This window comes from Microbacterium sp. 1S1 (assembly GCF_008271365.1).
Classification (GTDB): Bacteria; Actinomycetota; Actinomycetes; order Actinomycetales; family Microbacteriaceae; genus Microbacterium.
Window position 1 is genome coordinate 1166537 of record NZ_CP043430.1, and the last position, 24335, is coordinate 1190871.

General features: G+C 68.7%; 29 protein-coding genes. 14 read left to right on the forward strand and 15 right to left on the reverse strand.

Annotated elements, in window-relative coordinates:
- Window positions 1–69 precede the first annotated feature (69 nt).
- The 6 genes from FY549_RS05805 to FY549_RS05830 all read right to left on the reverse strand — a co-directional run bounded on the left by FY549_RS05805 (window position 70) and on the right by FY549_RS05830 (window position 5059).
- Entirely contained in the window at window positions 70–915 is an 846-nt protein-coding gene (locus FY549_RS05805; RefSeq protein ID WP_067120985.1) for a F510_1955 family glycosylhydrolase, read from the reverse strand.
- Window positions 916–1058: 143 nt separating this feature from the next.
- The gene (locus FY549_RS05810) at window positions 1059–1655 is read right to left on the reverse strand and encodes a DUF305 domain-containing protein (protein ID WP_067120987.1); all 597 of its coding nucleotides are present in this window, start codon (window positions 1653–1655) and stop codon (window positions 1059–1061) included.
- 85 nt (window positions 1656–1740) lie between these two features.
- Entirely contained in the window at window positions 1741–2175 is a 435-nt protein-coding gene (locus FY549_RS05815; RefSeq protein ID WP_067121011.1) for a DUF6153 family protein, read from the reverse strand.
- Between the two features lie 54 nt (window positions 2176–2229).
- Window positions 2230–4368: a heavy metal translocating P-type ATPase gene (locus tag FY549_RS05820; protein ID WP_187614957.1), complete on the reverse strand. Its 2139-nt coding sequence runs from the start codon at window positions 4366–4368 to the stop codon at window positions 2230–2232.
- 55 nt (window positions 4369–4423) lie between these two features.
- On the reverse strand, window positions 4424–4747 hold the full coding sequence (locus FY549_RS05825) for a heavy-metal-associated domain-containing protein (RefSeq protein ID WP_067120989.1): 324 nt from the start codon (window positions 4745–4747) through the stop codon (window positions 4424–4426).
- 30 nt (window positions 4748–4777) lie between these two features.
- On the reverse strand, window positions 4778–5059 hold the full coding sequence (locus FY549_RS05830; RefSeq protein WP_053095982.1) for a metal-sensitive transcriptional regulator: 282 nt from the start codon (window positions 5057–5059) through the stop codon (window positions 4778–4780).
- Between the two features lie 215 nt (window positions 5060–5274).
- Here FY549_RS05830 and FY549_RS05835 point away from each other — a divergent pair, with 215 nt between their 5' ends.
- The 6 genes from FY549_RS05835 (at window position 5275) to FY549_RS05860 (ending at window position 9932) form a co-directional block, all read left to right on the forward strand.
- Window positions 5275–5676 (forward strand): hypothetical protein, encoded by a 402-nt coding sequence (locus FY549_RS05835; protein ID WP_058631433.1) that lies wholly within the window; start codon window positions 5275–5277, stop codon window positions 5674–5676.
- Window positions 5673–6191 carry a DUF305 domain-containing protein gene (locus tag FY549_RS05840; protein WP_200838872.1) on the forward strand — a complete coding sequence of 173 codons (519 nt, stop codon included), beginning with the start codon at window positions 5673–5675 and terminating at the stop codon, window positions 6189–6191. The genes FY549_RS05835 and FY549_RS05840 overlap by 4 nt, the downstream gene beginning before the upstream one ends.
- A 321-nt stretch (window positions 6192–6512) precedes the next feature.
- Window positions 6513–6872, forward strand: a complete 360-nt coding sequence (locus FY549_RS05845; protein ID WP_036275916.1) for an ArsR/SmtB family transcription factor — start codon at window positions 6513–6515, stop codon at window positions 6870–6872.
- The gene (locus FY549_RS05850; RefSeq protein WP_222930625.1) at window positions 6869–8794 is read left to right on the forward strand and encodes a heavy metal translocating P-type ATPase; all 1926 of its coding nucleotides are present in this window, start codon (window positions 6869–6871) and stop codon (window positions 8792–8794) included. The genes FY549_RS05845 and FY549_RS05850 overlap by 4 nt, the downstream gene beginning before the upstream one ends.
- Complete coding sequence (locus FY549_RS05855; RefSeq protein WP_036275918.1) at window positions 8794–9402, forward strand: cadmium resistance transporter; 609 nt, start codon at window positions 8794–8796, stop codon at window positions 9400–9402. The genes FY549_RS05850 and FY549_RS05855 overlap by 1 nt, the downstream gene beginning before the upstream one ends.
- Entirely contained in the window at window positions 9399–9932 is a 534-nt protein-coding gene (locus FY549_RS05860) for a signal peptidase II (RefSeq protein ID WP_029264099.1), read from the forward strand. The genes FY549_RS05855 and FY549_RS05860 overlap by 4 nt, the downstream gene beginning before the upstream one ends.
- Window positions 9933–10160: 228 nt before the next feature.
- On the opposite strand, the gene FY549_RS05865 is transcribed toward FY549_RS05860, so the two are convergent.
- Window positions 10161–10472: a hypothetical protein gene (locus FY549_RS05865; RefSeq protein WP_029153956.1), complete on the reverse strand. Its 312-nt coding sequence runs from the start codon at window positions 10470–10472 to the stop codon at window positions 10161–10163.
- Between the two features lie 458 nt (window positions 10473–10930).
- Between FY549_RS05865 and FY549_RS05870 the strand changes: the two genes are divergently transcribed.
- From FY549_RS05870 to FY549_RS05880, 3 genes are all read left to right on the forward strand, one after another.
- Complete coding sequence (locus tag FY549_RS05870) at window positions 10931–11338, forward strand: ArsR/SmtB family transcription factor (protein ID WP_149084214.1); 408 nt, start codon at window positions 10931–10933, stop codon at window positions 11336–11338.
- A gap of 1 nt (window position 11339) precedes the next feature.
- Window positions 11340–12317, forward strand: a complete 978-nt coding sequence (locus FY549_RS05875; RefSeq protein ID WP_149084215.1) for an SRPBCC family protein — start codon at window positions 11340–11342, stop codon at window positions 12315–12317.
- Window positions 12318–12412: 95 nt separating this feature from the next.
- Window positions 12413–13765, forward strand: coding sequence for a flavin monoamine oxidase family protein (locus FY549_RS05880; RefSeq protein ID WP_149084216.1), 1353 nt, complete (start codon window positions 12413–12415; stop codon window positions 13763–13765).
- On the opposite strand, the gene FY549_RS05885 is transcribed toward FY549_RS05880, so the two are convergent.
- From FY549_RS05885 to FY549_RS05910, 6 genes are all read right to left on the reverse strand, one after another.
- Window positions 13756–14454: a Pr6Pr family membrane protein gene (locus FY549_RS05885; RefSeq protein ID WP_200838875.1), complete on the reverse strand. Its 699-nt coding sequence runs from the start codon at window positions 14452–14454 to the stop codon at window positions 13756–13758. The two genes, FY549_RS05880 and FY549_RS05885, sit on opposite strands and share 10 nt — an antisense overlap.
- 264 nt (window positions 14455–14718) lie before the next feature.
- Complete coding sequence (locus tag FY549_RS05890) at window positions 14719–15108, reverse strand: MauE/DoxX family redox-associated membrane protein (RefSeq protein WP_149084217.1); 390 nt, start codon at window positions 15106–15108, stop codon at window positions 14719–14721.
- A gap of 28 nt (window positions 15109–15136) precedes the next feature.
- On the reverse strand, window positions 15137–15883 hold the full coding sequence (locus tag FY549_RS05895; protein WP_149084218.1) for a ribonuclease H: 747 nt from the start codon (window positions 15881–15883) through the stop codon (window positions 15137–15139).
- A gap of 103 nt (window positions 15884–15986) precedes the next feature.
- Window positions 15987–16208, reverse strand: a complete 222-nt coding sequence (locus tag FY549_RS05900) for a hypothetical protein (protein ID WP_149084219.1) — start codon at window positions 16206–16208, stop codon at window positions 15987–15989.
- Window positions 16209–16312: 104 nt separating this feature from the next.
- Complete coding sequence (locus FY549_RS05905) at window positions 16313–16624, reverse strand: protealysin inhibitor emfourin (RefSeq protein ID WP_149084220.1); 312 nt, start codon at window positions 16622–16624, stop codon at window positions 16313–16315.
- Window positions 16599–17669, reverse strand: coding sequence for a M4 family metallopeptidase (locus FY549_RS05910; RefSeq protein ID WP_149084221.1), 1071 nt, complete (start codon window positions 17667–17669; stop codon window positions 16599–16601). The genes FY549_RS05905 and FY549_RS05910 overlap by 26 nt, the downstream gene beginning before the upstream one ends.
- 68 nt (window positions 17670–17737) lie before the next feature.
- Here FY549_RS05910 and FY549_RS05915 point away from each other — a divergent pair, with 68 nt between their 5' ends.
- Window positions 17738–19255 (forward strand): SDR family NAD(P)-dependent oxidoreductase, encoded by a 1518-nt coding sequence (locus FY549_RS05915; RefSeq protein ID WP_149084222.1) that lies wholly within the window; start codon window positions 17738–17740, stop codon window positions 19253–19255.
- Between the two features lie 72 nt (window positions 19256–19327).
- On the opposite strand, the gene FY549_RS05920 is transcribed toward FY549_RS05915, so the two are convergent.
- Both FY549_RS05920 and FY549_RS05925 read right to left on the reverse strand, forming a co-directional pair.
- A complete protein-coding gene (locus FY549_RS05920) occupies window positions 19328–20401 on the reverse strand; it encodes a sensor histidine kinase (RefSeq protein WP_149084223.1) in 1074 nt (357 codons plus the stop codon).
- A gap of 10 nt (window positions 20402–20411) precedes the next feature.
- Window positions 20412–21083 carry a response regulator transcription factor gene (locus FY549_RS05925; protein WP_149084224.1) on the reverse strand — a complete coding sequence of 224 codons (672 nt, stop codon included), beginning with the start codon at window positions 21081–21083 and terminating at the stop codon, window positions 20412–20414.
- 412 nt (window positions 21084–21495) lie between these two features.
- Between FY549_RS05925 and FY549_RS16705 the strand changes: the two genes are divergently transcribed.
- The 4 genes from FY549_RS16705 to FY549_RS05945 all read left to right on the forward strand — a co-directional run bounded on the left by FY549_RS16705 (window position 21496) and on the right by FY549_RS05945 (window position 24333).
- Window positions 21496–21837 carry a D-alanyl-D-alanine carboxypeptidase family protein gene (locus FY549_RS16705; RefSeq protein ID WP_262381143.1) on the forward strand — a complete coding sequence of 114 codons (342 nt, stop codon included), beginning with the start codon at window positions 21496–21498 and terminating at the stop codon, window positions 21835–21837.
- Window positions 21834–22955, forward strand: a complete 1122-nt coding sequence (gene alr / locus FY549_RS05935) for an alanine racemase (RefSeq protein ID WP_149084225.1) — start codon at window positions 21834–21836, stop codon at window positions 22953–22955. Before FY549_RS16705 ends, alr begins: the two co-directional genes overlap by 4 nt.
- Before the next feature lie 112 nt (window positions 22956–23067).
- Window positions 23068–23901, forward strand: coding sequence for an ATP-grasp domain-containing protein (locus FY549_RS05940; RefSeq protein WP_262381144.1), 834 nt, complete (start codon window positions 23068–23070; stop codon window positions 23899–23901).
- A 42-nt stretch (window positions 23902–23943) separates the two neighbouring features.
- Window positions 23944–24333 (forward strand): VOC family protein, encoded by a 390-nt coding sequence (locus tag FY549_RS05945; protein WP_149084226.1) that lies wholly within the window; start codon window positions 23944–23946, stop codon window positions 24331–24333.
- Window positions 24334–24335 lie beyond the last annotated feature (2 nt).

A 24335-nucleotide genomic window follows, 5' to 3' on the forward strand; every position in this document is an offset into this window, starting at 1 on the left:
GAAGACGGATATGCGTCGGAAGGGATTGCGGCGGGGGACCATGGGTGGCCGTTCTGGTGGTGGCGTTCTCTACCGGGCGGGGGCGAGGATGGTTGTGTCGTCGGCTGTGATCTGGACGATGCCGCGGTCGTCGACAACGATGAAGCGTTCGTCATCGATCGCGGTGAAGGCCTGAGCGGCCCCTTGAAGCGCGTCGAGGCGTTGCCATGTTCCTTCGGTGTTCTGTGACCAGAGGGCGCCATCGGTTCCGACTCCTGCGAGCGAGCCATTGGGTTTGGCGTCGAGTGTGTAGAGCAGCGGGGCGTCGGCGACGGGGGTGAAGGTGGCGCCGTTGTCGGTGCTGAGGAGCAGTCCTTCTTCCGCGGCGGCGTAGAGACCGTCGCCGGTGGCGGCGAGGTCTGCCGCGGCAAGTGTTGCGCCGCGGGTCCATTCGAGACCGTCGTCAGTGCTGATGAGCAGATCGACGCCATCGGAGGCGATCCCGTAGAGAGTGCCGTCTGGTCCGGCGGTGAGGACATGGAAGTCCGTACTGCCAGTGAGGGCGATCGGTGACCACGATTCGCCGAAGTCGTCACTACGAATGACACCTAGGTTCGGGGAGCCGAGCTCTGCGGGTGTCTGTGTGCCCGGGTGACCGGATGCGAAGAGGGCGTCGTCGAGGACGGTGAAGCCCATCGCGTCGAAGTCGTGGCCTCCGATGGGGCCGGTGATCGCACCCTCGGGCGTGAGGGTGAAGAGTCCTCCGTGGGTGGCTATGAAGAGGTCCTCACCGCGGGGGTCAGCGGCAACACCGTGAATGTGTTGGATAACGGGGGGGACCGCGTTGGTGCCGGAGGCCTGCGGCACGGCGCAGCCGGTGAGGGCGACGGCTGCGAGAGCGATCGCGAAAGCGGGTAGGGGCGAGTGGCGGTTCATGAGACTCCGACGTGAAGAAATGCATGCAGGTGCGCGAGCGGTACGCGAATGAGAGTCGCGACATGGCACCAGCGCGGTGGCGTGGGTTACTGCGAGAAGGCCAGTTCGGGGGTGCGGGCGAGCGCCGCACCCCCGAAGGTAGATCAGAGTGTGTCGAGGAGGTCTTTCATCGTGGCGATCTCCGTGGTCTGCGCCTCGATGATCGTCTCGGCCAGAGCGATCGCGTCGCTGTTCTGGCCGTTGTCGACCTCTTCTTGGGCCATCTCGACGGCACCCTCGTGGTGCTGAATCATCTGCTCGAGGAACAGGCGGCTGGCGTCCGCACCGGTGGCGTCCTCGAGAGCCTGCATGTCCTCTTCGGACATCATGCCGCCGCCGTGATCCATTCCCTCCATGTCGGAAGTGTCAGCGCCCCACTCTTCGAGCCACTGGTCCATCTTCTGGATTTCGGGCTCCTGCGCGGCCTTGATCTCTTCCGCAAGGGCGACGACACGTTCGTCGACGCCCTCCTTGCTGAGAAGCATGTCGGACATGTCGATGGCCTGGGCGTGGTGCTCCTTCATCATGCTGGCGAACATGATGTCGGCGTCATTGGCGTCCGCGGAGGCCGGGGCGGAGCTGCTGCTTTCGTGGTTCATACCGGGCATGTCGCCGCCGCCCGAGGTGTTACCGGCGCAGCCGGCGAGTCCAAGCACTGCGGCGAGGGTGAGTGCGGCGGTCGCCGCAAAACGGGTCTTCATGATGGGTTCTCCAAAAGTCGATGAGGGTGCCCAGCGAGAGAGGCTGGGCAAGGGCGTTACCCGCAGAAGGCGGGCGCGCCTGCCATCACGTGCGACTGATGCAGAGAACGGTGAGAGACGGAGGCCGCAGCGGATGCAGCGCATCCCGGAGGTGTAGGCGGGACACGGGCGTTCCCAGGGAGTGCGCGACGGCTCGCCACCAGGCGGACGGCCGGGCGAGCAGCACGACGACAATGAGGAGCGCGAGAACGCAGGCCATCCACGCCATGCCGTGATCGTCAGAACACGTGGCGCACCCCGCCTCGACCACCGCTGCGGCGTCGCCTGAGGCGTGCGCGGGGTGAGCGTCGGCATGCGCGGGTGCGACGGCGATGGTCTCACTGTGCCCGGAGGGCATGGTGTGCGTGTTCATCGAGTGCATCGCCAGAAGCCCGAAGATCACGGAAAAGGCGACGGCGACGACGGTCAGGAGGGTGCGGGTGAGGGTGCGCTGGTCTTGCACGCGCCGTGCGATCGTCATCAACACTGTCCCACCTCCCTTTCTTCCAGGGTACGTCGCCGCCGCCCCTGACGCCTACTTGTCGACGACGGCGTCCGGGCTGAGGTTCAGCCGTCGCAGCAACTGCGCATTCAGCGCGACAACGATCGTGGACAGTGACATCAGCACCGCACCGACGGACATCGGCAACACGAATCCGACGGGGGCGAGCACACCGGCCGCGAGGGGGACGGAGAGCAGGTTGTACCCGGCGGCCCACCAGAGGTTCTGTTTCATCTTCCGGTAACTCGCCCGCGACAGCTCAATCACGGAGATCACCGATCGAGGGTCGTCGCTGGCGAGGATGACACCCGCTGAGGCAATCGCGACGTCCGTTCCGGCACCGATCGCAATCCCCACGTCCGCCTGGGCGAGGGCGGGGGCGTCGTTCACGCCGTCACCGACCATCGCGACCTTGCGGCCTTCGTGTTGCAGTTCTTTCACCTTGGAGGCCTTGTCCTCCGGACGGACCCCGGCGAAGTACCGGTCGATACCCAGCTCGCCGGCGACGGACGCGGCGACCGCATCGGCGTCACCGGTGATCATCACCACCTGCACGCCCCGTTCGTGGAGCGCATCGACCGCGTGACGCGACTCGGACCGGATCTCATCCGCCAGGCGCAGCGCGCCCATCACCTGACCGTCAACGAGCACGTGGAGGATGATCGCACCCTCACCGCGCCACTCGTCGGCAACCGGCAGCTCAACGGCGTGTTCTTGCTCGAGCATGTACGGGCCGCCGACCTGCACGACGTGTCCGTCGACACGGGCACGCACCCCCACGGCGGGGGAGGATTCAAAATCGGTCGATTGCGGAACGGTGAGGTTCTTCTCTTTCGCTGCGTTGACGATCGCACGGGCGAGGGGGTGCTCGGAGTCCGCTTCCGCGGCCGCCGCCCACGCGAGCAGCTGATCGGCGTCGGCCCCTGTGACGGGATCGATCGCGGTCACGGCGGGGGTGCCCTTGGTGAGCGTGCCGGTCTTGTCGAACAGGATCGTGTCGACGGTGCGCATGCTCTCCAGGGCGAGACGATCCTTGATCAGCACACCTCCACGGGCGGCGCGTTCGGTCGCTATCGACACGACCAGTGGGATCGCGAGACCCAGCGCGTGCGGGCAGGCGATGACCAGCACGGTGATGGTGCGGATCACGGCTGCCTCGGGCTGGCCGACGAGAGTCCACACAATCGCGGTGATCGCGGCAGCGCCGAGCGCGAACCAGAACAGCCACCCCGCTGCCTCATCCGCGAGTCGTTGCGCCCGCGACGATGAACTCTGCGCCTCCGTGACCAGTTTCTGGATGCCCGCGAGTGCGGTGTCTTCACCAATGGCGGTGATCTCTACCCGCACCCCGGAATCGGTGGCTACGGTTCCAGCGATTACCGGGTCACCATCGCTGCGGCGCACCGGCCGAGACTCTCCGGTGATCATCGACTCGTCCATGCTGGCCGAACCCTGCACGATCCGCCCATCCGCGGGGACCCGCCCGCCCGGACGCACCACCACCACGTCTCCGACCTGCAGATCAGCCGGTGCGACGGTGACAGTGGTGTCTCCGTCGACCTTCTCCGCCTCGTCGGGCAGCAATGCGGCGAGGGAATCCAACGCCGACGTCGTCTGGGCGAGGGAACGCATCTCGATCCAGTGGCCGAGCAGCATGATCACGATCAGCAGCGCCAGCTCCCACCAGAAATCCAGCTCGTGGTGCAGCAGCCCGATGCTCGCCCCCCAGGAGGCGAGGAACGCCACGGTGATCGCGAGGGCGATCAGCAGCATCATCCCCGGTTTGCGGGCACGAAGTTCACCGACCGCACCGGTCAGGAACGGGGCACCGCCCCACACGTACATCACCGTTCCGAGAGCCGGTGACACCCACGCGACCCACGCCGCGTCCGGCAGCGGGTACCCCAGGATCATCGAGAACATCGTCGAGAATCCGACCACCGGCACGGCGAGGAGCAGCATGATCCAGAACAGGCGCCGGAACTGCCCCACATGATCCCCGTGGCCGCCATGCCCGCCGTGACCGGCGTGATCTTCGTGGCCGCCGTGCCCGGTGTCTTCGTGCGGTGCAGCGTGATCGTGGCTCATCGCCCCATGGTCGTGCTCCGTCGTTGCCGCCGCCGTGTGGTTGCGGTGCGCGGTGTGATCGGTGTGTTCGTCGTGCTGGCTCATCGGAGACTCCTTGCTCAGGTGCGCCCGGGGTAAGCCGGACGCCGAAAGATGCAACTCAGGGCTGGCTGGTCGCGAGAGCGTAGCCGGCCTCCTCCACCGCAGCCTTCACAGCGGCGGGGTCAACCGGGGCGGTGCTGCGGATGGTCACCCGGGAGGTGCCACCCGCGTTGAGATCCACGGTGACGGACTCGACACCGTCGACAGCGCCCAGCTCCTCACTGACGCTCGATGCGCAATGCGAGCATGTCATCCCGTCGACGAGCACCTCCGATGTGACCGCAGAATCGTCGTGGACGGCTGTCTCTGTGTTCGATGGGGCAGCGCAGCATGCGCAACCAGCGTTCGCATCCGTCAGTCTCAGCTCGATGCGATCAGTCATGGTGTTCTCCTTTACTAAACAGACGTGTGGTCATGAACGAACCAGGCGGGCGATGGCTTCGTTGGCCTCACGAACCTTCTCCGCTGCGAAGTCGCCACCCTCAGCACTTGCCTGAGCGACGCAGTGACTCAGATGATCGCTCAGCAACGACAACGCCACCGTCTCCAGGGCCTTCGTCGCCGCAGAGACCTGCGTAAGGATGTCGATGCAGTACTTGTCCTCATCAACCATCCGGGAGATCCCCCGCACCTGGCCTTCGACGCGATTCAACCGCTTGCGCAGGTCGTCCTTGCTTCCGTCGTACCCGTTCATGCCTCGAGCATACCCCCTGGGGGTATGTAACTCAATGTTTTCGCTTCTATTCCCGCTAGGCGAACGTGGTCGCCGACTCTGTTCAGCTCACAGGCTGATCTGCGCAGCGCGGCGGCTTATCAATACCGGGTTACCAGACCCCAGCGGGGTATTCAAGGGCCTCAGTGCGCGGGCGATGCGAGCGTACTTTCGTGGCTCACGAAAGGAGTTCTCTCATGACCGTCACCGAAGAAATGCTCAGCACGTATCCGAAAGATCTGGGCGGAATTGATCAGAAGAAGCTCGTCGACTGCATCGACGCGTGTCTCGCGTGCGCGCAAGCCTGCACCGCATGTGCCGACGCTTGCCTCAGCGAGGACATGGTTGCTGACCTAATCAAGTGCATTCGCGCGAACCAGGACTGTGCAGACCTTTGCATAACCACCGCCCGGATCCTCTCCCGTCGCACCGGGCACGACGCCAGCGTCACCCGTGCCGCGCTCGAAGCTTGCCGAGCGGCGTGCCTGAGCTGTGCTAACGAATGTGAACAGCACACCATGCACGAACACTGCACGATCTGCGCTGAGGCATGCCGACGCTGCGAACAGGCGTGCGTTGCACTGCTGGAGTCGCTATGACAAGCCAGCACGCCGACAACGGTTCACGCCCGCCGGCCGGCCACTCCCAGGGGAAGAATCAGGGCGGGATGTCGAGCTACCTTAAGCTCGCCGTCTCGCTATCGCTCAGCTTCGTTGTGATGTACTTCCTCACGTTTGCGATGATCAACGTCCTGGACGATCTCTTCCTCAACATCAGCAACCTCTACATGGCACTGATGATGGTCTTCCCCATGGGCATCATCATGGTCATCGTCATGTGGAAGATGTTCCCGAACAAGGCCGCGAACATCAGCTTGCTCGTAGGTTTCGCCGCGCTTTTCCTTGTCGCCTTCTTCATGGGACGCTCGGAAGCGTTCGTCGGTAACGACCAGTTCCTCCGTTCCATGATCCCGCATCACTCTCGAGCGATTCTGGTGTGTGAGCAATCAGACATCAGCGACCCGGAGATCCAAGATCTCTGTGAGCAGATCATCTCGTCACAGCAGGAAGAGATCGACCAGATGAATGAGATTCTCGACCGTCTCGACGATTAGTGGGGCGTCGGCACCACCCTTGCGACGAGTGGACCGGCTACCGCGCTCATGACGAGCGGACCGGATCACCGCCGTCGACAGGGTCCGGGTCGACCAGGCAACCTTACGCCTCAGCCTTACGCGAGAGCTGCCGAAAACGATCGTTTGCGGCGCGGTGAGTGAAGGCACACCAGATCGAATGCCAGAAACGTGCGCCGTAAGCGGGTTTCGGTAGGCGTATTCGGTGGGGTGTGAGCCGGATGTACTTACACCCAGGCCCCAGAGATGTCGCCTGGGGTGAAGCCGTTCCAATAGGTCATCAATCACTGTATAGTTCAGTGTGTGCTGACTATTTCCTCACGCCTCGATGTCATGAACCGGCTCGGCCGGGCCATGGCCGATCCCACGCGTTCCCGAATCCTAATGTCTCTGCTCGGTGGACCGAGCTACCCGGCTGTGCTCTCTCGTGAGCTGGAGCTGACGCGTTCGAACGTGTCGAACCATCTCACCTGCCTGCGTGACTGCGGGATTGTCGTTGCCGAGCCGGAGGGTCGCCAGACTCGTTACGAGATCGCCGACCCGCATCTTACGGCTGCGCTCGTCGCGCTCGTGGACGTGACGCTGGCGGTCGATGAGCACGCGCCGTGCGTGGACTCTGCGTGCACGGTGGCTGGCTGCTGTGGGACGGGGGCGGACGCGTGAGCGCGGCGTGTGGCTGCGAGCACGAGCCTGCCCAGCCTGCCACTGCGGCGGAGGATGAGACCGAAGAGGTTGTGCGGCCCTGGTGGAGGGACCGTGGGATTATGGTGCCGGTCTTCTCCGGTGTCGCATTCCTGGCCGGTCTGATCCTTGAATGGTCCGGCCTCGAGATCCCGGCGCTGGTGTTGTTCTGGGCCGGTCTGCTCCTCGGTGCGTCGACGTTCACGCCCGGCGCGATCCGGAAACTGTTCAAGGGCAAGCTCGGTATCGGGCTGCTGATGACGATCAGCGCGATCGGCGCGGTCATCCTCGGCTACGTGGAGGAGGCTGCGGCTCTGGCGTTCTTGTACTCGATTGCTGAGGCGCTCGAGGACAAGGCGATGGACCGTGCCCGGGGCGGGCTGAGGGCGCTGCTGAAGCTCGTGCCGGAGACAGCGACCGTGCTGCAGAACGGCGTCTCTGCGCAGGTGCCCGCGAGAGAGCTGACGGTCGGCCAGGTCATGGTGGTCCGTCCCGGCGAGCGGATCGCAACCGACGGGATCGTCCGTTCTGGCCGCTCCAGCCTGGACACCTCGGCGATCACCGGGGAGTCGATCCCCGTCGAGGTCGAGCCCGGCGATGCGGTGTCGGCCGGTGCGATCAACAGCGCCGGCGCGCTGGAGGTCGAAACGACCGCTGCGGGCACCGACAACTCGCTCACCACGATCGTGGAGCTGGTCGAGAAGGCGCAGACCGAGAAGGGCGAGCGTGCACGTCTCGCGGACAGGATCGCCCGCCCGCTCGTACCCGGCGTTCTGATCCTCGCAGCGCTCGTCGCGATCATCGGGTCGCTGCTGGGCGATCCAGAGGTGTGGATCACCCGCGCGCTTGTCGTGCTGGTCGCCGCTTCTCCGTGTGCGCTGGCGATCTCGGTGCCGCTGACGGTCGTCGCCGCGATCGGCGCAGCAAGCAAGTTCGGCGTGATCATCAAGTCCGGCGCCGTCTTCGAGCGCTTCGGCACGGTCCGCCACGTCGCGGTCGACAAGACCGGCACCCTCACCCGCAACGAACCTGCGGTCACCGCGGTGCTCACTGCGAACGGCGTGACCGAGACACAGGCGCTGGCCTGGGCGGCCGCACTGGAGCAGCACAGCACGCATCCCCTTGCCTCTGCGATCACCGCCGCGGCCCCGGGCACACCGGCAGCTGCAGATGTGACCGAGCAGGCCGGGCACGGCATCGACGGCACTGTCGGCGGATCGAGAATCACCGTCGGCAGTCCTCGCTGGCTGGACGCGGGCGACCTCGGGAAGCAGGTCGCGGAGTTGGAGGAGCAGGGCATGACCGTCGTGATCGTCCACCGCGATGGAACCCCCGTCGCCGCGATCGGCGTCCGCGACGAACTGCGCCCTGAAGTCCCCGAGGTAGTCCGGACGCTCACCAACCAAGGCGCCGGCGTGACGATGCTCACCGGAGACAACGCCCGCACCGCTCGTGCACTGGCCGCGCAGGCCGGGATCAGCAACGTGCGCGCGGAACTGCGTCCCGAGGATAAGGCAACCGCGATCGGCGAGCTGTCAAAGGCGGGGCCGGTCGCGATGATCGGCGACGGAATCAACGACGCACCGGCCCTCGCTGGCGCAGACATCGGTATCGCGATGGGCGCCACCGGCTCCGACGCGGCAATCGAATCCGCCGACGTGGCCTTCACCGGCCATGATCTGCGCCTCATCCCGCGAGCGTTCGATCACGCCCGCCGCGGTCGACGGATCATCAACCAGAACATCATCCTGTCGCTGCTGATCATCACTGCACTGCTCCCGCTCGCGCTCTTCGGCGTCCTGGGGCTCGCGGCCGTCGTCCTGGTCCACGAGGTCGCGGAGGTCATCGTGATCCTCAACGGTCTGCGCGCCGCACGCACCCGCACGCCACGACTGGAAAGCTGATGCTCGCAACTATCGGTTCAGCGATCGGCCTGTTCGCGGCAACCAACATCGACGACATTGTCGTGCTCACCGTGCTGTTCCTGGCTTCCAGTCGAGGGAAGCCCCGGCCGTGGCAGATCGTCGCGGGCCAGTATCTCGGGTTCATCACCCTCGTCGTGATCAGCGTGATCGCCGCTCTCGGTCTCACCATCGTTCCGGACGAATGGGTCGGTTTCCTGGGTCTGATCCCGCTCGGCATCGGCATCTGGACGCTCATTCGCGGCCTGCGCCGTAACAGCGATGACGATGATGACGACTCCAAGATCACCGCGGTCGGACTATGGGGCGTCGCAGGGATCACGATCGCCAACGGGGCCGACAACATCTCCCTCTACACGCCGATCTTCCGCACCAGCGCCCCCAGCGACGTCGCGATCATGATCGTCGTATTCCTGATCCTCGTCGCGGTCTGGTGCGCGGCCGGCCGGCTGATCGGCACCAACAAGGCTGTTACCGAGGGGCTGGAGCGCGTCGAGCACTGGCTCGTACCGGCCGTGTTCATCGGCCTGGGCCTGTTCATCCTGATCGAATCTGGGGTCATCGTCCGTCTGATCGAGGTGCTCGCATGACCTCCTCCCAGTCAGAGGCTCATCCGCCCGCTGCGCGCAAGCTGTCGTCGACCCGGCGGCGGCAGCTCACTGGTGGAGCGCTCTTGATCGCCGTGGTCGTCGTGCTGATCGATCAGGGAACCAAGGTGTGGGCCGAAGCGACCCTCACCGACCGTGAGCGCATCCCGCTGATCGGTGACCTGCTGGGTTTGCAGCTCGCCTATAACCCCGGAGCGGCATTCTCCTTCGGGGAAGGCTTCACCTGGGTGTTCGCGCTGCTCGCTGTCGCCGCCACGGTCACAGCGATCGTGTTCGCGTTCCGAGTGCAACGCGTGAGATGGGCGATCGTCATCGGCGCGCTCGGCGGCGCTTCCGCCTCACACGCAGGCGACCGCCTTTTCCGGGACCCCGGATTCGCCCGTGGTCACGTCGTGGACTTCCTCGCCTACGGAAACTGGTTCATCGGCAACATCGCCGACATCGTAATCTTCGCCGCAGCGATCACCGGAGCAGTTTTCATGATCCGCGCCGGGGATGAGAGCACCGAGTGAGATCCGTTGTGCGGTGGTGGGACACCCATCAACTCGCCCTCTACATCGGCGCGATCGCCGTGGGCAGCCGTTGAGTGAGTTCACGCTTAGGCAGGCGGGCGGTCGCGATGTAGGCGCAGAGCCACCCACCAGCCGCATCGTCGACAGATGAAAGCGCGATCGTCTCCGAGTGCGTGCAGCTTCTTGCGTGGCAGATGTCGCCCGCAGCACGTGCACGCAACGTCCTCGTCAGTCGCCATGAGCGGAGAGCGCCTCTCGAATCTGTTCAACCGTTGGCATCCCGGCCAGCCCAGCAGGGGTGCTGTAAATACGGCAGGCGAGGTCATTGCTTCGCCCCGACCCCGGAAAGAGATCGTTGCCATCCAGGGTGATCGTGGGGGAGCCCGCGAACGAGACTGCGCCCGCGTCCTCCTCCGTCCGGATGAGTCGGTAGTGAACCTCCGATTCGTCGTGGCCTGTTTCTCGTAGCGCCTCAGAAACACGACGGCCAGCCTCAACCCAGCTGGGGCAACCGGCGATATAAAGCAGCTCAATCTCCACGACTCAATCATCCTCGACTTCGCTGTTGATGTCGTGCCCGGGCTACCACCGAAAACGATCGTTTGCGGCCGGGCACCCGTGGTGGTGCTGGGGAAGTGCGACACGCCGAGCGTCGCCCCGCCGTAACCCCCTGCCGAAACGTTAGGGCGCCGAAACGGGTGGTGTATGGGTTTCGGCGCAGGTTCTGCCGACCGCCAACCATCCGTATTCGGGGTCTGGATGTGCGCGCGTTTTGACCGTCGTCCTGCATGAGTCGGCCTGACGATCTGACTTTCCTCGCGACCGCAGCTGGCTTCATTGCCACTCCGAAGGGAGGCGGCCCCCAGCACTCTGCTTTAGATCGGACTCAGTCCGGCTCAGCCTCGGGTAGTCCGATGTAAAGCATCTAGTCCGATCTAAAGCCGCAAGTCACAAGGGGCTCTTGACGTGCGCCGAAGGCGGGTCTAACGTACAACCAAATGGTTGCACAAACGGAGTTGAGTGAAGCGGAGGTCGACCGTGTGTTCCATGCACTGGCGACGTCGACCCGGCGGGACATCCTGCGCCGGACGATCGAGCGGGAGCAGTCCGTCTCGACCCTCGCCTCCGAGTACGAGATGTCGTTCGCCGCGGTCCAGAAGCACGTGGCCGTGCTCGAGGCCGCGAACCTCATCGTCAAGCGCGCCGAGGGACGCGAGCGGCTCGTCCGCGCGAACCCCGAGATGATCGCCCGCGCCAGGGCGCTCCTCGCCCGATACGAAGAGCTGTGGCGGTCGCGCATCGCCCGGCTCGACGATCTCCTGGCCGAGCCGTCCCCGCCCGCGGGGAAGCGACCGGCCCCGACCGACCCCACCAGCAGTCAACGCAACGAATCGCAAGGAGACTGATATGCCTGTCACGGACATCATCACGGATGCCGAGAACCTCACCATGACCGTGGTCGCCGACCTCGCGGCTCCCGTAGAGCGCGTCTGGGCCGCGTACACCGACCCGCAGCAGCTCGAGCGGTTCTGGGGCCCTCCCGGCTGGCCGGCCACCTTCACCCAGTGGGACCACACCGTCGGCGGCCGGGCCGTCTACACGATGAACGGTCCGCGTGGGGAGAAGGCCTCCGGCACCTGGGAATTCCTGGAGATCGACGCGCCCCGCAGCTTCACGGTGCTCGATTCCTTCGCCGACGAGGACGGCACGCCGGATGCGAACCTCCCCTCCATGCGCATGACCTTCACGTTCGAGCCGACGGCCGAGGGCACGCGCATGGTCAACACGAGCCACTTCGCCTCGGCCGAGGCGCTCGAGCAGGTCGTCGCGATGGGCGCCGTGGAGGGCACCCGCATGGCGATGGCCCAGCTCGACGCGGTGCTGCAGGACCTCCGCGACTACGCGCAGGGCAAGGGCACGCGGGTGGAGCTGCTGGACGACACGCACGTGCGCATCACGCGGCTGGTCGAGGGTCCGCGCGAACTGGTGTGGCGCGCCCACTTCGAGCCCGACCTCATCCGGCAGTGGATGCTCGGCCCGGACGGGTGGGAGATGACCGAGTGCGTGTCGGCGACCGAGGTCGGCCAGTCGTACCGGAACTCCTGGGCCCCGGTGGGCGACACCGAGGGTGAGCCGTTCGGCTTCGAGGGGGAGGCGCTGCTGATCGACGCCCCGAAGCGCGCGGTCACCACGGAGCGCATGCAGGGCATGCCGACCGAGACGCTCAACGACCTCAACCTCTACGAGGAGGACGCCGCGACCCTCGTCACGGTGCTCATCGAGTACCCGGACAAGGAGACGCGGGACATGATCCTCGCCACCGGCATGGCCGACGGCATGGAGGCCTCGTTCGCGCGGCTGGAGCGGCAGCTGCTGTCCGTCTGACACGCAGGCACTCGCGCCGGAACAGGCGGTTCTCGTTGAGAGCCGCCTGTTCCGGCGCTTCTGCCTGTAGGAAAGCGGGATAAAGTGGCGGCACGATGAGGATCACGCGCCGTACCCTGCTCCTCGGCGCCGGAGCCGGTGTCGTCTCGGTGCTTCTCGCCTCCTGCACGCCGGAGCCGGAACCGACGCCGACCCCCACCCGCACGCGCGAACCCGAGCCGCCGCCCGGAGTCCCCGCCCCGAGCGGGAGCATCCGCAGCACGTGGACCACCGATCCGTTCGCCCGAGGCGCCGCGAGCTTCACTCCCGTGGGGGTGCTCGCCGCGACCCGCACGGCGCTCACCAAGCCCGTCGACGACCGGCTCTTCTTCGCGGGCGAGGCGACCGATGACGAGGCGCCGGGTACCGTCCGCGGTGCCCTGCGCTCAGGCCGCCGTGCCGCCCGCGAGCTCACCGTCGCCGCGGAGGACGGCGAGCGGGTGGCCGTGATCGGCGCCGGGATCGCCGGGGCGACCGCTGCCGCGCAGCTCGCGGAGGACGGCTTGCAGGTGACGGTGTTCGAAGCGCGCGACCGCGTCGGTGGCCGCATCCTCTCCCGGATGGACGACGACTGGCCGGTTCCGGTACAGCTCGGCGCCTGGCTGTTCGGCGAGGCCGACGCGGAGCTTCTCGAGACGATCGACGAGGGCGACGGGGACCTCGTCGACCTGGAGGGCGCACGGTGGCGATCCGCCGAGGGCGAGGTGGAGCCCGTCGATCAGCAGCCGGTGCAGGCCGCCGTGACCACGGCCCAGGCGGCCCCGCAGGACTCCTCGGTGGCGGACGCCCTGGTGGCCGCCGGCATCGACCCCGAGGATCCCGCGACCGCCGCGCTCCTCGCGCTCCTCGCCGCACGGACGGGTGCCGACGCCGCTGATCTGTCGAGCTGGTTCGCCCCGCCGCTGCCCGATACGGCGCTCCAGGGGGTCGGCGACGATCTGACCCCGTTCATCGAGAGCACCCTGGACGGGGTGAAGGTCGGACTCAGCTCTCCGGTCACCCGCCTCGCCTGGGACGACAGCGGCGTGAGCGTGCGCCTCGGCACCGGGGAGGCCCTCTCCTTCGACCGGGTGCTGCTGACGGTGCCCCTCGGGGTGCTGCAGGAGCAGGGTATCGAGTTCGATCCGCCGCTGCCGTTCGACAACCGTGGTGCCGTGTCCGCGCTCGGCATGGGTGCCATCGAGACGGTGTGGCTCCGATGGGACGAACCGTTCTGGGACGGCGACGAGTCCATCTGGCACGCGGTCGGTGCGGACATCGCGATCCCCACGTGGATCAACCTCCGCCCGTCAACCGGTGAGAACGTGCTCGTCGGGATCGTGGGCGGTGCGGCGGCGCGGGACTTCGCAGAGCTCGGGGACGCCGAGGCCGTCGAGGCGGCGCTCGCGTCCCTGGCTTTCTACGCCTGAACCGTCTCGCGCGGGGCCTCGGTCGGGGCGCTGTCCTCGGGTGACGGCTCCGAATGAGCACTGTCCCACGGGTCGGGCAGGCGGCTGATGAGCACGAGTGCGGTCGCCACAGCCGCGAAGACCGCCAGCGCGATGGCACAGGAGACCGTGAACTCGACCGGACCGCTCACCTGTCGCGGGTCGAGGAAGTAGTACGGGTACCAGCCGATCAGCGGTCCGCGGATGAGCGTCGCGACGCCCCACAGCACCGGGTAGGCCAGGGTCACCGGGATCACCCGCCACGGCACCGAGCGATGCCCGGGAGCCAGGGCCCAGGCGGCGACCGTCACCGCGGGGAGCCAGAAGTGCAGGACCTGGTCCGACCACGGCACGTCGATGCGGATCCCCCGGACGCCGGCCTGCCAGACGAGGATCGCGAACACGAGCCCTGCGGTGATGGTCCAGGTGAGGACGAGCGCGAGGGCCACGGTGAGCCAGCGCGGGTCCTGAGCCCGGCGCAGCGCGAGGACTCCGGCGACGGTCAGGAGAACGACGAAGGCGATGTTCGACTGATTGGTCAGGTACGCGAAGAAGTTCTGGCTCGCGATGGTGTTCGACGCGAGTCCCCACGCCAGGCGGTGGACGAGCGCGATGAGGCAGACGGCGGCGGCGGTGAGCCGGAGCAGGCCGAAGACGGTGCGCTTCTTCACCGTCGCCTCGTCCTCTCCGCCATCCGCCGAGTCTACGGAGCCGAGCCGTGCGCACGCCGCATCAGGCGGTCGCGCGGGGTCAGGAGCGGGCGGCCGTGGCGGCCTGGTCTCGCGTGGATGCCTGTTCTCGCGTGAGGGCCTGTTCTCGCGTGAGGGCCTGTTCTCGCGGGTGGGCCTGTTCTCGCGGGTGGGCCTGTTCTCGCGTGAGGGCTGATGGCGCGGGTGGGCCTGATGGCGCGGGTGGGCCTGTTCTCGCGTGGTGGGTCAGCGGCGCGGGGCGCGCGTGGACCACAGGGCCAATGCGATGAGGGCCGGCTGGAAGAACAATCGCACGAAGCGCTTCATGTCGGTGTCGAGACCGAAACCGTCCCGATGGTGCATCCACTGCGCCACGTTGCCGGGGAAGACCGCTGCGAAGAAGAGCGCGGCGACGGTGCCGACCGTACGACGGCGGCGGCGGCGGGCCAGGAGCAGAGCGGAGCCGAGCGCGACCTCGGCGACACCGGACGCGAGGACCGTGGTGTCCGGATCGAGCGGCAGCGATTCCGGCACCTGCGCCTGGAACTCCTCCCGGGCGAACGTGAGGTGGGAGATCCCCGCGAACACGAGCGAGGCGCCGAGGAAGATCCGGCCGATGGTGCGGGGAGTCGACATGGTGCGAGTGTACGCCTCGTACTCTCGGTCAGATCAGGCGGCGGAGCGCTTCTTCCAGCCCGACGCCCTGCGCCTCGGCGCGGTCCCGGAGACGGGCGTGCTCGTCGGGGGACAGCGGAACCCGGAGCACGATGGGGTCGTCCGGGGCGAGGTCGAGTCCGTCGAGGAGGTCGGAGGTCTCGGCCCACAGTGGCTGCGCGTCGTCCGCCTCAGCGAGGGTCGACGTGCGGGACGGGGCTGCCGTCGAGGGAGCGACCGGGGCCGCAGCGGCGACGGCGGCAGAGCCCGCGACGGCGGCGCCCGCATCGGTCGCGCGGGTGAAGCCGGGGCCTCGGCGCGGCTCCTGCTTCTGCTGGTAGGCCTTGGCGGCGGCGTTCGCGCGCTCGTCGGCGGCCTCGTTCAGGGGGTGTCCGGCATGACCTTTGACCCAGGAGAACTCGACGTCGCGCCCGCGCAGGGCTTCGTCGATGCCTTCCAGGAGGTCGCGGTTCAGCACGGGCCCGCCGTCGGACTTCCGCCAGCCGCGGCGCTTCCACCCCGGCATCCACTTCGTCACGGAGTCGATCACGTAACGGCTGTCGCACTCGATCAGCAGCTTCTCGTCGGTACCGGCCGTCGCCTGCAGCAGTTCGAGGACGGCGCGGAGCTCGCCCTGGTTGTTCGTGCCGTGCGGGGAACCGCCGGCCGCCCAGTTCGCGTCGTCGATGTACCAGGCCCAGCCGTTCGGGCCGGGGTTGCCCAGGGCGGAGCCGTCTGCGGCGGCGGTGATGGTCATCCGTCCACCGTATCGCTGCCCGCGGTCGGACTTTCGCGCCGCGGTCGCACCGAATCCCGGGAGTCCGGCGACGTGAGGGCGAGAGTGCGACGCCGTGCGGGGGTCAGTCCTCGGGATCGGAGTTCTCGGTGCTCTCGGCCTCGGGCGCGGGGGCGGCGACCGGGAACACGATGGAGCTCACCGAGGACGGGGAGTCGAGGCCGAGGCTCAGCGGGTCGAGCGCGGGCGCGGCGTCGAGCGTGTCGGCGGCCGACGTCTCGAGAGGCTCGGAGGGGAGTCCCCACTGCTTCTCTTCTTCCTCGGGTCGTTGCTGGAAGAGTCCCATGCGTCCATTCTCACCCCGGGGTGGCGTGAGGTCGCCGTTTCCCACCGAGGTCGCATCGATGCGGAGAGTTCGTGCGACGGGGGCGCGACTCTGCGACCGCGGGCTCAGGCGTCGCGCGCGGCCTCCCGCACGGCGTCGACGAGGGCGCGCCACGGGCCGTCCACGGCGGAGTCGGGTAGCTCTCGTTCCCGGCGCTCGGACGGGGTGCGGGCGCGGATGTTCCAGACGAACCGGTCGGCCCCGGGCTCGGTGTCGACGTCGTCGTCCCAGGGGCAGCTGTCGATGAGGCTGATCCACTCCTCGGCGTCCGGCGGCTCGGCCTCGACGCGCCACTGGCGACGGATGCCCGCGACGCCGCCCGAGCGCACGACCGCGATGATGACGGGGGCGTCAGGCGGAGTCGGGTCCTCGGTCATTCTCATAGACTCCCACGGCCGTCCAGGCGCGTCGAGCGGCGGCGACCGCCTCGTGGTCGACCGTGGCCGCCGCGGCGACCGTGGCGTCCGCGAAGTCCGTGAAGCTCGCGGTGCTCGACAGGCCGCCGGTGAGCGCCCGGTACCAGACCGTGCCGGCGCGCTCCCAGGCGTTGCCGCCGAGGTCGCGGGCGAAGAGGGCGAAGGCGCGGTTCGGGATGCCGGAGTTGATGTGCACGCCCCCGTTGTCCTCGGTGGTGCGCACGTACCCGCTCATGTGGTCGGGCTGCGGGTCTTTCCCGAGCTCGTCGTCGTCGTAGGCCGTGCCCGGCGCGATCATGGAGCGCAGCGCCGAGCCCTGCACCGCATCCGTGAAGATCTCCGCTCCGATGAGCCAGCTCGCCCGATCGGCGGACTGGCCCAGGGCGTACTGCTCGGTGAGGGCGCCGAACACATCGGCCACGGACTCGTTCAATGCGCCCGGCTGTCCCTGGTACTCCAGGTTCGCGGTGTGCTGCACGACACCGTGGGCGAGCTCGTGTCCGATCACGGTAAGGGAACCCGTGAAGTGCTGGAACACCTCGCCGTCGCCGTCTCCGAACACCATGCGCTCGCCGTCCCAGAAGGCGTTGTCGTAGTCGACGCCGTAGTGGACGGTCGCGTCGAGGCGGGCGCCGGCGTCGTCGAGCGAGTTGCGGCCGAACGCGGAGAGCAGCATCTCGAACGTCGCGCCCAGGCCGTCGAACGCCTCATTGACCGCGGTGTCCTCGACCGGCCCGTCGTCTTCCGTGCGGACCACGGCCCCCGGGAGCTGCTGCGTGTTGCCGGCGTCACTGATCGTGCGGTTCGGCGCATCGGAAAGCTGCGCGACGAGGTCGCCGTTCTCGTCGATCGAGAGGTCGATGCGGGCACGGAACGGCGGACGTCCGGCGGTGAGCGTCTGCCGGGCGGCGGCTGCGGCCTTCGGGAACCGGCCGGATGCCGCCAGGCGCGCGAGCAGGTAGGAGGGGACGACGCCGGGATGCGGGGAGGATTCTGCGCTGCTCATGCGTCGACCCTACGCCGGGGTGCGGACACGGCAGGAGACCCCCAGCGCACTCGCGTAAAATCGGCCCAATGACCGACGCGCCCGACGCCACCCCCGAGCTGGGCCCCGGCATCGACCCCGACGATCTCGCCACGACGCTGCGCGTCCTCGCCGAGCTGCACACGATCGACAACGAGCACCCCGACTTCGTGGCCGTGCGCCACGCGACCGCGGCGATGTTCAAGGCCGTCAAGCGCGTGCGCCGCAAAGAGATCCGGGATGCGATCGCCGAGGCCGACAAGGCCGTCGTCGCACGCACCGCGACCGGCGCCCCCGACCGCATCGACGACGAGACCCGCGGGCACGACCTCGCGTCGAGCGTGATCGACGCCCCCATCGCCGGCGAGCTGCTCAAGCCGCGCAACTGCTACATCTGCAAGCAGCCGTACACGATCGTCGACGCGTTCTACCACCAGCTCTGCCCGGACTGCGCCCGCTTCAGCCACGGCAAGCGCACCGCCCGCACCGACCTCACCGGCAAGCGCGCCCTGCTCACGGGCGGCCGCGCGAAGATCGGCATGCACATCGCGCTGCGCCTCCTCCGCGACGGTGCGCACACCACGATCACCACCCGCTTCCCGCGCGACGCCGTCCGCCGGTTCTCGGCCCTGCCCGACGCCGCGGACTGGCTGCACCGGCTGCGCGTCGTCGGCATCGACCTCCGCGATCCCGCCCAGGTGATCGGGCTCGCCGACTCGGTCGCGGCGCAGGGCCCCCTCGACATCCTCATCAACAACGCCGCGCAGACGGTCCGCCGCTCGCCGGGGGCCTATTCACTGCTCGCGGATGCGGAACTCCAACCGCTGCCGGACGGGCCGCTGCCGGAGATGGAGACCTTCGGGCATACCGTCGACCCGCACCCGCAGGCGCTGCAGGCGTCCGTCGACGCACACCCGCTGCTGTCGGTGGCCGCGCTCGGCGGCACGGTCGCCGAGCAGGGGGGCCAGGCGCTCACGGCCGAGGACCTCGCGCGCCTGGCGATGGCGCCCGGCTCCTCCTCGCTGGAGAAGCATGCTGATGGCACGGCGATCGACGCGGGCGGCCTCGTCCCGGATGTGAACCGCGTCAACAGCTGGGTGCAGTCCGTGGATCAGGTCGATCCGCTCGAGATGCTCGAGGTGCAGCTCGCCAACACCACCGCGCCGTTCCTGCTCATCAGCCGGCTGCGGGCGTCGATGGCCGCATCCCCCGCGCGCCGGAAGTACGTCGTGAACGTCTCCGCCATGGAGGGGCAGTTCTCTCGGCGGTACAAGGGCCCCGGCCACCCGCACACGAACATGGCGAAGGCCGCGCTCAACATGCTGACCCGCACGAGCGCGGGGGAGATGCTGGAGAAGGACGGCATCCTCATGACCGCCGTCGACACGGGCTGGATCACGGACGAGCGTCCGCATTACACGAAGGTGCGCCTGGCGGAGGAGGGTTTCCACGCCCCGCTCGACCTGGTGGACGGCGCTGCCCGCGTGTACGACCCCATCGTGCGCGGCGAGGCCGGCGAGGACATCCACGGCGTCTTCCTCAAGGACTACGAGCCCAGCCCCTGGTGACTCGCAGACTCGCCTCGACGTCGCAGGCACGGCTGCGGATCCTGCGACGCGCGTGCGAATCTGCGACCGCGGTCAGCTCGGGTAGGGGTGGGGGAACCAGACCGTCACGATGAGGCCGCCGCCGTCGCGGGGCGTCAGCACGAGCGTGCCGCCGTGGGTCTGGGTGATGCGCTGCACGATCGCGAGGCCGAGCCCGACCCCGGCGTGCTCCGTTCCCCGGACGCGGTCGGTGCCGCGCTGGAACGGCTCCACGAGGGTCGCGACCTGCGGGGCGGTGAGCTCCGCACCGGTGTTCTCCACCACGAGGGCCACCGCGTGCGGGAGCGCGTGCGTGCGCACCGCCACGGAGCCGCTGCCGTCGGTCCTGTTGTGGACGATCGCGTTCGCGACGAGATTCGTCACGAGCTGGGGCAGCAGCGCGGAGGAGCCGAGCACGGCCGCCGGGACCCCGCTCACCTCCACGGCGACCCCGAGGCGGTCGGCCAGGGGCACCAGCGCCTCGACGGACTCCTCCGCCAACAGCGAGAGGTCGACGAGCGTCCGCGGGAACGTGCGCTGTTCCGCCCTGCTCAGCAGCAGCAGCGCCTCGGTGAGGTCGATCGCGCGCGTGTTGACCTCGCGGAGCCGGTCGATCAAGGCATCGACGTCGCGGTCGGGGTCGGTGCGGGCCACGTCGAGCAGTGTCTGCGAGACCGCCAACGGTGTCCGCAGCTCGTGCGAGGCGTTCGCGGCGAAGCGCTGCTGCTCGGCGACGTGCGCCTCCAACTGCTCGAGCATCGTGTCGAAGACGTCCGCGAGGTCGCGGAACTCATCGCTCGGACCCTCCATGCGGATCCGGTGGGACAGAGAGCCCTGCGCCGCGAGCCGCGCCGCATCGCCGATGCGATCGAGCGGGGCCAGCATCCGGCCCGCGAGCAGCCATCCGCCACCCAGTCCGATCGCGAGCAGCGCGACCATCACCATCGCCGCGACGGGAACGAACGCCCGGATCAGGTCGGAGCGGTTCGGGACGAAGAACTCCACCACGGGGATCTGCACGTCCGGCACGTAGCGCAGCAGATAGAGAGCGACCGCGGCGAGCAGGAGCAGGCCAGACACGACGACGATCCCCGCATAGCTGAGCGTCAGCTTGAGCCGGGCGCTCATCCCGCGCCGCCTACGCATCCGCGTCCGTCCCGATGCGATACCCGACGCCGGGCACCGTGAGGATCAGCCCCGGATCGCCCAGGCGCTTGCGCAGCGACGAGACGGTGATGCGGACGGCGTTCGTGAACGGGTCGGCGTTCTCGTCCCACGCGCGTTCCAGCAGCTCCTCGGCGCTGACCACCCCGCCCTCCGCATCGACGAGCACCTCCAGCACCGCGAACTGCTTCCGCGTAAGGGCGACGTACCGGCCCTCGCGGTACACCTCCCGACGAAACGGGTCGAGGCGCAGACCCGCGAGCTCCAGCACGGGTGGTCGCACCCGCTGCCTGCGACGGTCGAGGGCACGCAGCCGCAGCACCAGCTCCCGCAGTTCGAACGGCTTGGTCAGGTAGTCGTCGGCGCCGATCTCGAAGCCGGACGCCTTGTCGTCGAGGCGGTCGGCTGCCGTGAGCATGAGGATGGGGATCCCGCTTCCCGAAGCGACGATCCAGCGCGCGATGTCGTCGCCGGACGGGCCGGGCACGTCGCGGTCGAGGACGGCGCTGTCGTACGTGTTGACGCTGAGGAGCTCCAGCGCGGTGTCCCCGTCGCCCGCGATGTCGGCGGCGATCGCCTCGAGCCGCAGCCCGTCGCGGACCGCCTCGGCGAGGTAGGGCTCGTCCTCGACGATCAGCACACGCATGGCAGCGATCCTACGCAGTGCGATATATCGGCGGTGTATCGAAAAAGCCATACGCCGTGGCAACCGCCCCCTCTCTTCACTGGAGGCATGAACGACCTCCGCAGTCCCCGAGCCGTCCGCGCACGGCGCCGCCGTCGGATCGCCACCACGGTCTCCGTGGCGGCGCTCGCCGTTGTCGGCGGGGTCGCCGTGCAGCAGTCGCTGTCGGCGGCATTCGCCGAGACCGCCCCGCACGTCGCCGGCCCCGCCCCTTCCTCCCATCCGCAGCCGCCGGCCGGGTCGGTGCTTGCCCGGAGCGACGCGGACGGCGTGGTCCGCGACGGCGACCAGCCGACCCCGTTCGACGTCGACAGGGTCGCCGTGGGCAACCTCGATGCGGCGCTGCTCGACGCCCTGCAGCGCGCCGCCGCGGATGCGGCGGCCGACGGGAGTCAGCGTCCTCGTGAACAGCGGATGGCGTTCGGCCGCGCTGCAGGACACCCTGCTCCGCGAGGCGATCGACGAGTACGGCTCGGAAGAGGAGGCGCGGCGCTGGGCGGCCACGGCCGAGACCTCGGCGCACGTCTCCGGGGAGGCGGTCGACCTCGGTCCCCTCCCGGCGCTCGACTGGCTCAGCCAGCGCGGCTGGCGCTACGGGCTGTGCCAGACCTATGCGAACGAGTCCTGGCACTACGAGCTGCGGCCGGAGGCCGTGGACAGCGGCTGCCCAGCGCCCTACGCCGATCCCACCGAAGACCCGAGGATGCAGCGATGACCACTCTGCTCACGGAAAGGACCACACCCTCCCGCCTGCAGGCTCCGACGCTGTGCACGATCACGGACTCCGTCGCCGAGAACCTGCGCCGGGTGCAAGCGGCCACCCCTGCGCCCGTCATGGCCGTGGTCAAGGCCGACGGCTACGGCCACGGGATGGTGACGGTCGCGACCGCCGCCGTGGACGCCGGGGCCGAATGGCTCGGGGTCACGGACGTCGCCGAGGGCGTCGCGCTGCGCGAGGCCGGGCTGCGCGTGCCGATCCTCGCCTGGCTGCACCCCGCGGGCATCGACGCGCCGCTCGCGGCCGCCGCCGGGATCGACGTCGCCGTCGGCTCCGTCGAGGAGCTGCGTCAGCTCGTGGCCGAGGCCGCGGCTCCCGTGCGGGTGCACCTGCAGCTCGACACCGGGATGACACGGGGAGGGTGCCCCGTGGACGACTGGAAGGACCTTCTGCGGACGGCGCGGGCGGCTCGCGGGCGCATCGAGGTCGTCGGGGTGATGGGTCACCTCCCCCGCGCCGACGCCGCCGACCCGCGAGCGAACGCGGCCGCGGTGCTGCGCATGCGCCAGGGGAGGGACGCGGTCCTGCGGGCCGGCTTCGGACCACTGCTCGTGCATCTCGCGGCGACATCGGGCGCCCTCACCGACCCGGCCACGCACTTCGATCTGGTGCGGGTCGGTGCGGCGCTCGTGGGGATCGACCCGTCGGGCACCGTGCCGCTGGTCGGCGCCTCCCGGTGGACGGCGCCCGTCGTGCACAGCGTCGCCGTGCCGCCGGGAACCGCGGTGGGCTACGGGGGGATGCACACGACGACGGCGGCCACGCATCTGAGCGTCATCGGTGTCGGGTACGCCGACGGCATCCCGCGTGAGCTCGCGCCGGAGGCGGGGGTGGAGATCGGCGGAGTGCGGCACCCGATCGTCGGCCGGGTGTCGATGGATCAGCTCGTCGTCGACACCGGGGGGAGGGCGTTCCCCCGAGGAGCGGTCGCGACGGTGTTCGGGCCGGACGGCGGCGCGGTGCCGTCGGTGCAGGAGTGGGCGCGGTGGGCGGGCACTATCCCGCACACCATCGTCACGGGCATCGGCCCGCGAGTGAAGAGGAGCGTGGCATGACGATGAAGGTCCTGGTCATCGGAGGGGGGCAGAATCCCGAGCACGAGGTGTCGCTCGCCTCGGCGGCAGCGGTCGCCGCGGCGCTGCGGTTGGGGGACACACCGTCACGACCGTGACGATCGACCGCGACGGCGTGTGGCGGGCGGACGGCATCCCGCCCGGCGCGAGTCCGGCGGCGTCGCTGCAGCACGCGCTCCCGCTGCTCGCGGCGAGCGATGTCGTGTTCCCTGCGGTGCACGGCGCGCTCGGGGAGGACGGCGCCCTCGCGGCGCTGTGTGCGCTCGCCGGGGTGCCGGTCGTCGGCTCCGCGCTGGGGGCGGGGGCGATCGGCATGGACAAGTGGGCCACGAAGCTCGTGGCCCAGGCTGTCGGGCTGCGGACCGCCCGCGGTCGGCTCGTCGCCGCCGACGACATCGGCGACGTGGAGTTCGACGGCGATGTCGTCGTCAAGCCAGTGACCGCCGGATCGAGCCACGGCGTGAGCCTCGTGACGGAGGAGCGCGACCTGCTCACGGCGCTGCGGGGGGCGGCCCGCCTCGATCGGAGGATCCTCGTCGAGGAGGTCGTGCACGCGCGGGAGATCGACGTCGCCGTGCTGCGGGAGAAGGGCGGGGTGCGGTGGGCCGCCCCACCCCTGGAGATCCACGCGCCCGGGTTCTTCGACACCGCGACGAAGTACGACGGCACGGCCCGGTTCACGGTTCCGGCGCAGCTCGATGCGGCGGCCACGACGGCGCTCAAACGCGCCGCGATCGCGATGTTCGACGCCCTGGGGTGCGACGGGGTCGCCCGCATGGACTTCTTCCTCACGGACGAAGGTCCGGTGCTCAACGAGGTCAACACGATGCCGGGGCTGACCGCCGCCTCCCAGGTGCCGCGGATGTTCGCGGCGGCCGGGGTGCACTACGTCGACCTCGTGGGCCGGCTCGTGCGCGCGGCCGTGTGAGAGGGGCTCGACACGGGGGGCGGACAGGCGGATGCTGGGGACATGGCAGCCTTCACAGCGGAGAATGCGTTCAGCGGTTTCAGCGTCGACGACATCGATGCGGCGAAAGAGTTCTACGGCACGACCCTGGGACTCGACGTCGAGGTCAATGCGATGGGGTTCCTCGAGCTGCGGTTGCCCCGCGGCGGGTCGATCCTCGTCTACGCGAAGCCGAACCACACCCCGGCGAGTTTCACGATCCTGAACTTCCCGGTGGCGGATGTCGACGCCGCCGTGGACGAGCTCAACGAGCGCGGGGTGCAGACGAAGATCTACGGCGACGACGAGTTCCCGTCCGACTCCCGCGGTATCGTGCGCGGGAACGGACAGGGGCCGGACATCGCCTGGTTCCGGGACCCGGCCGGAAACGTGCTCGCCGTCATGCAGGCGTGACG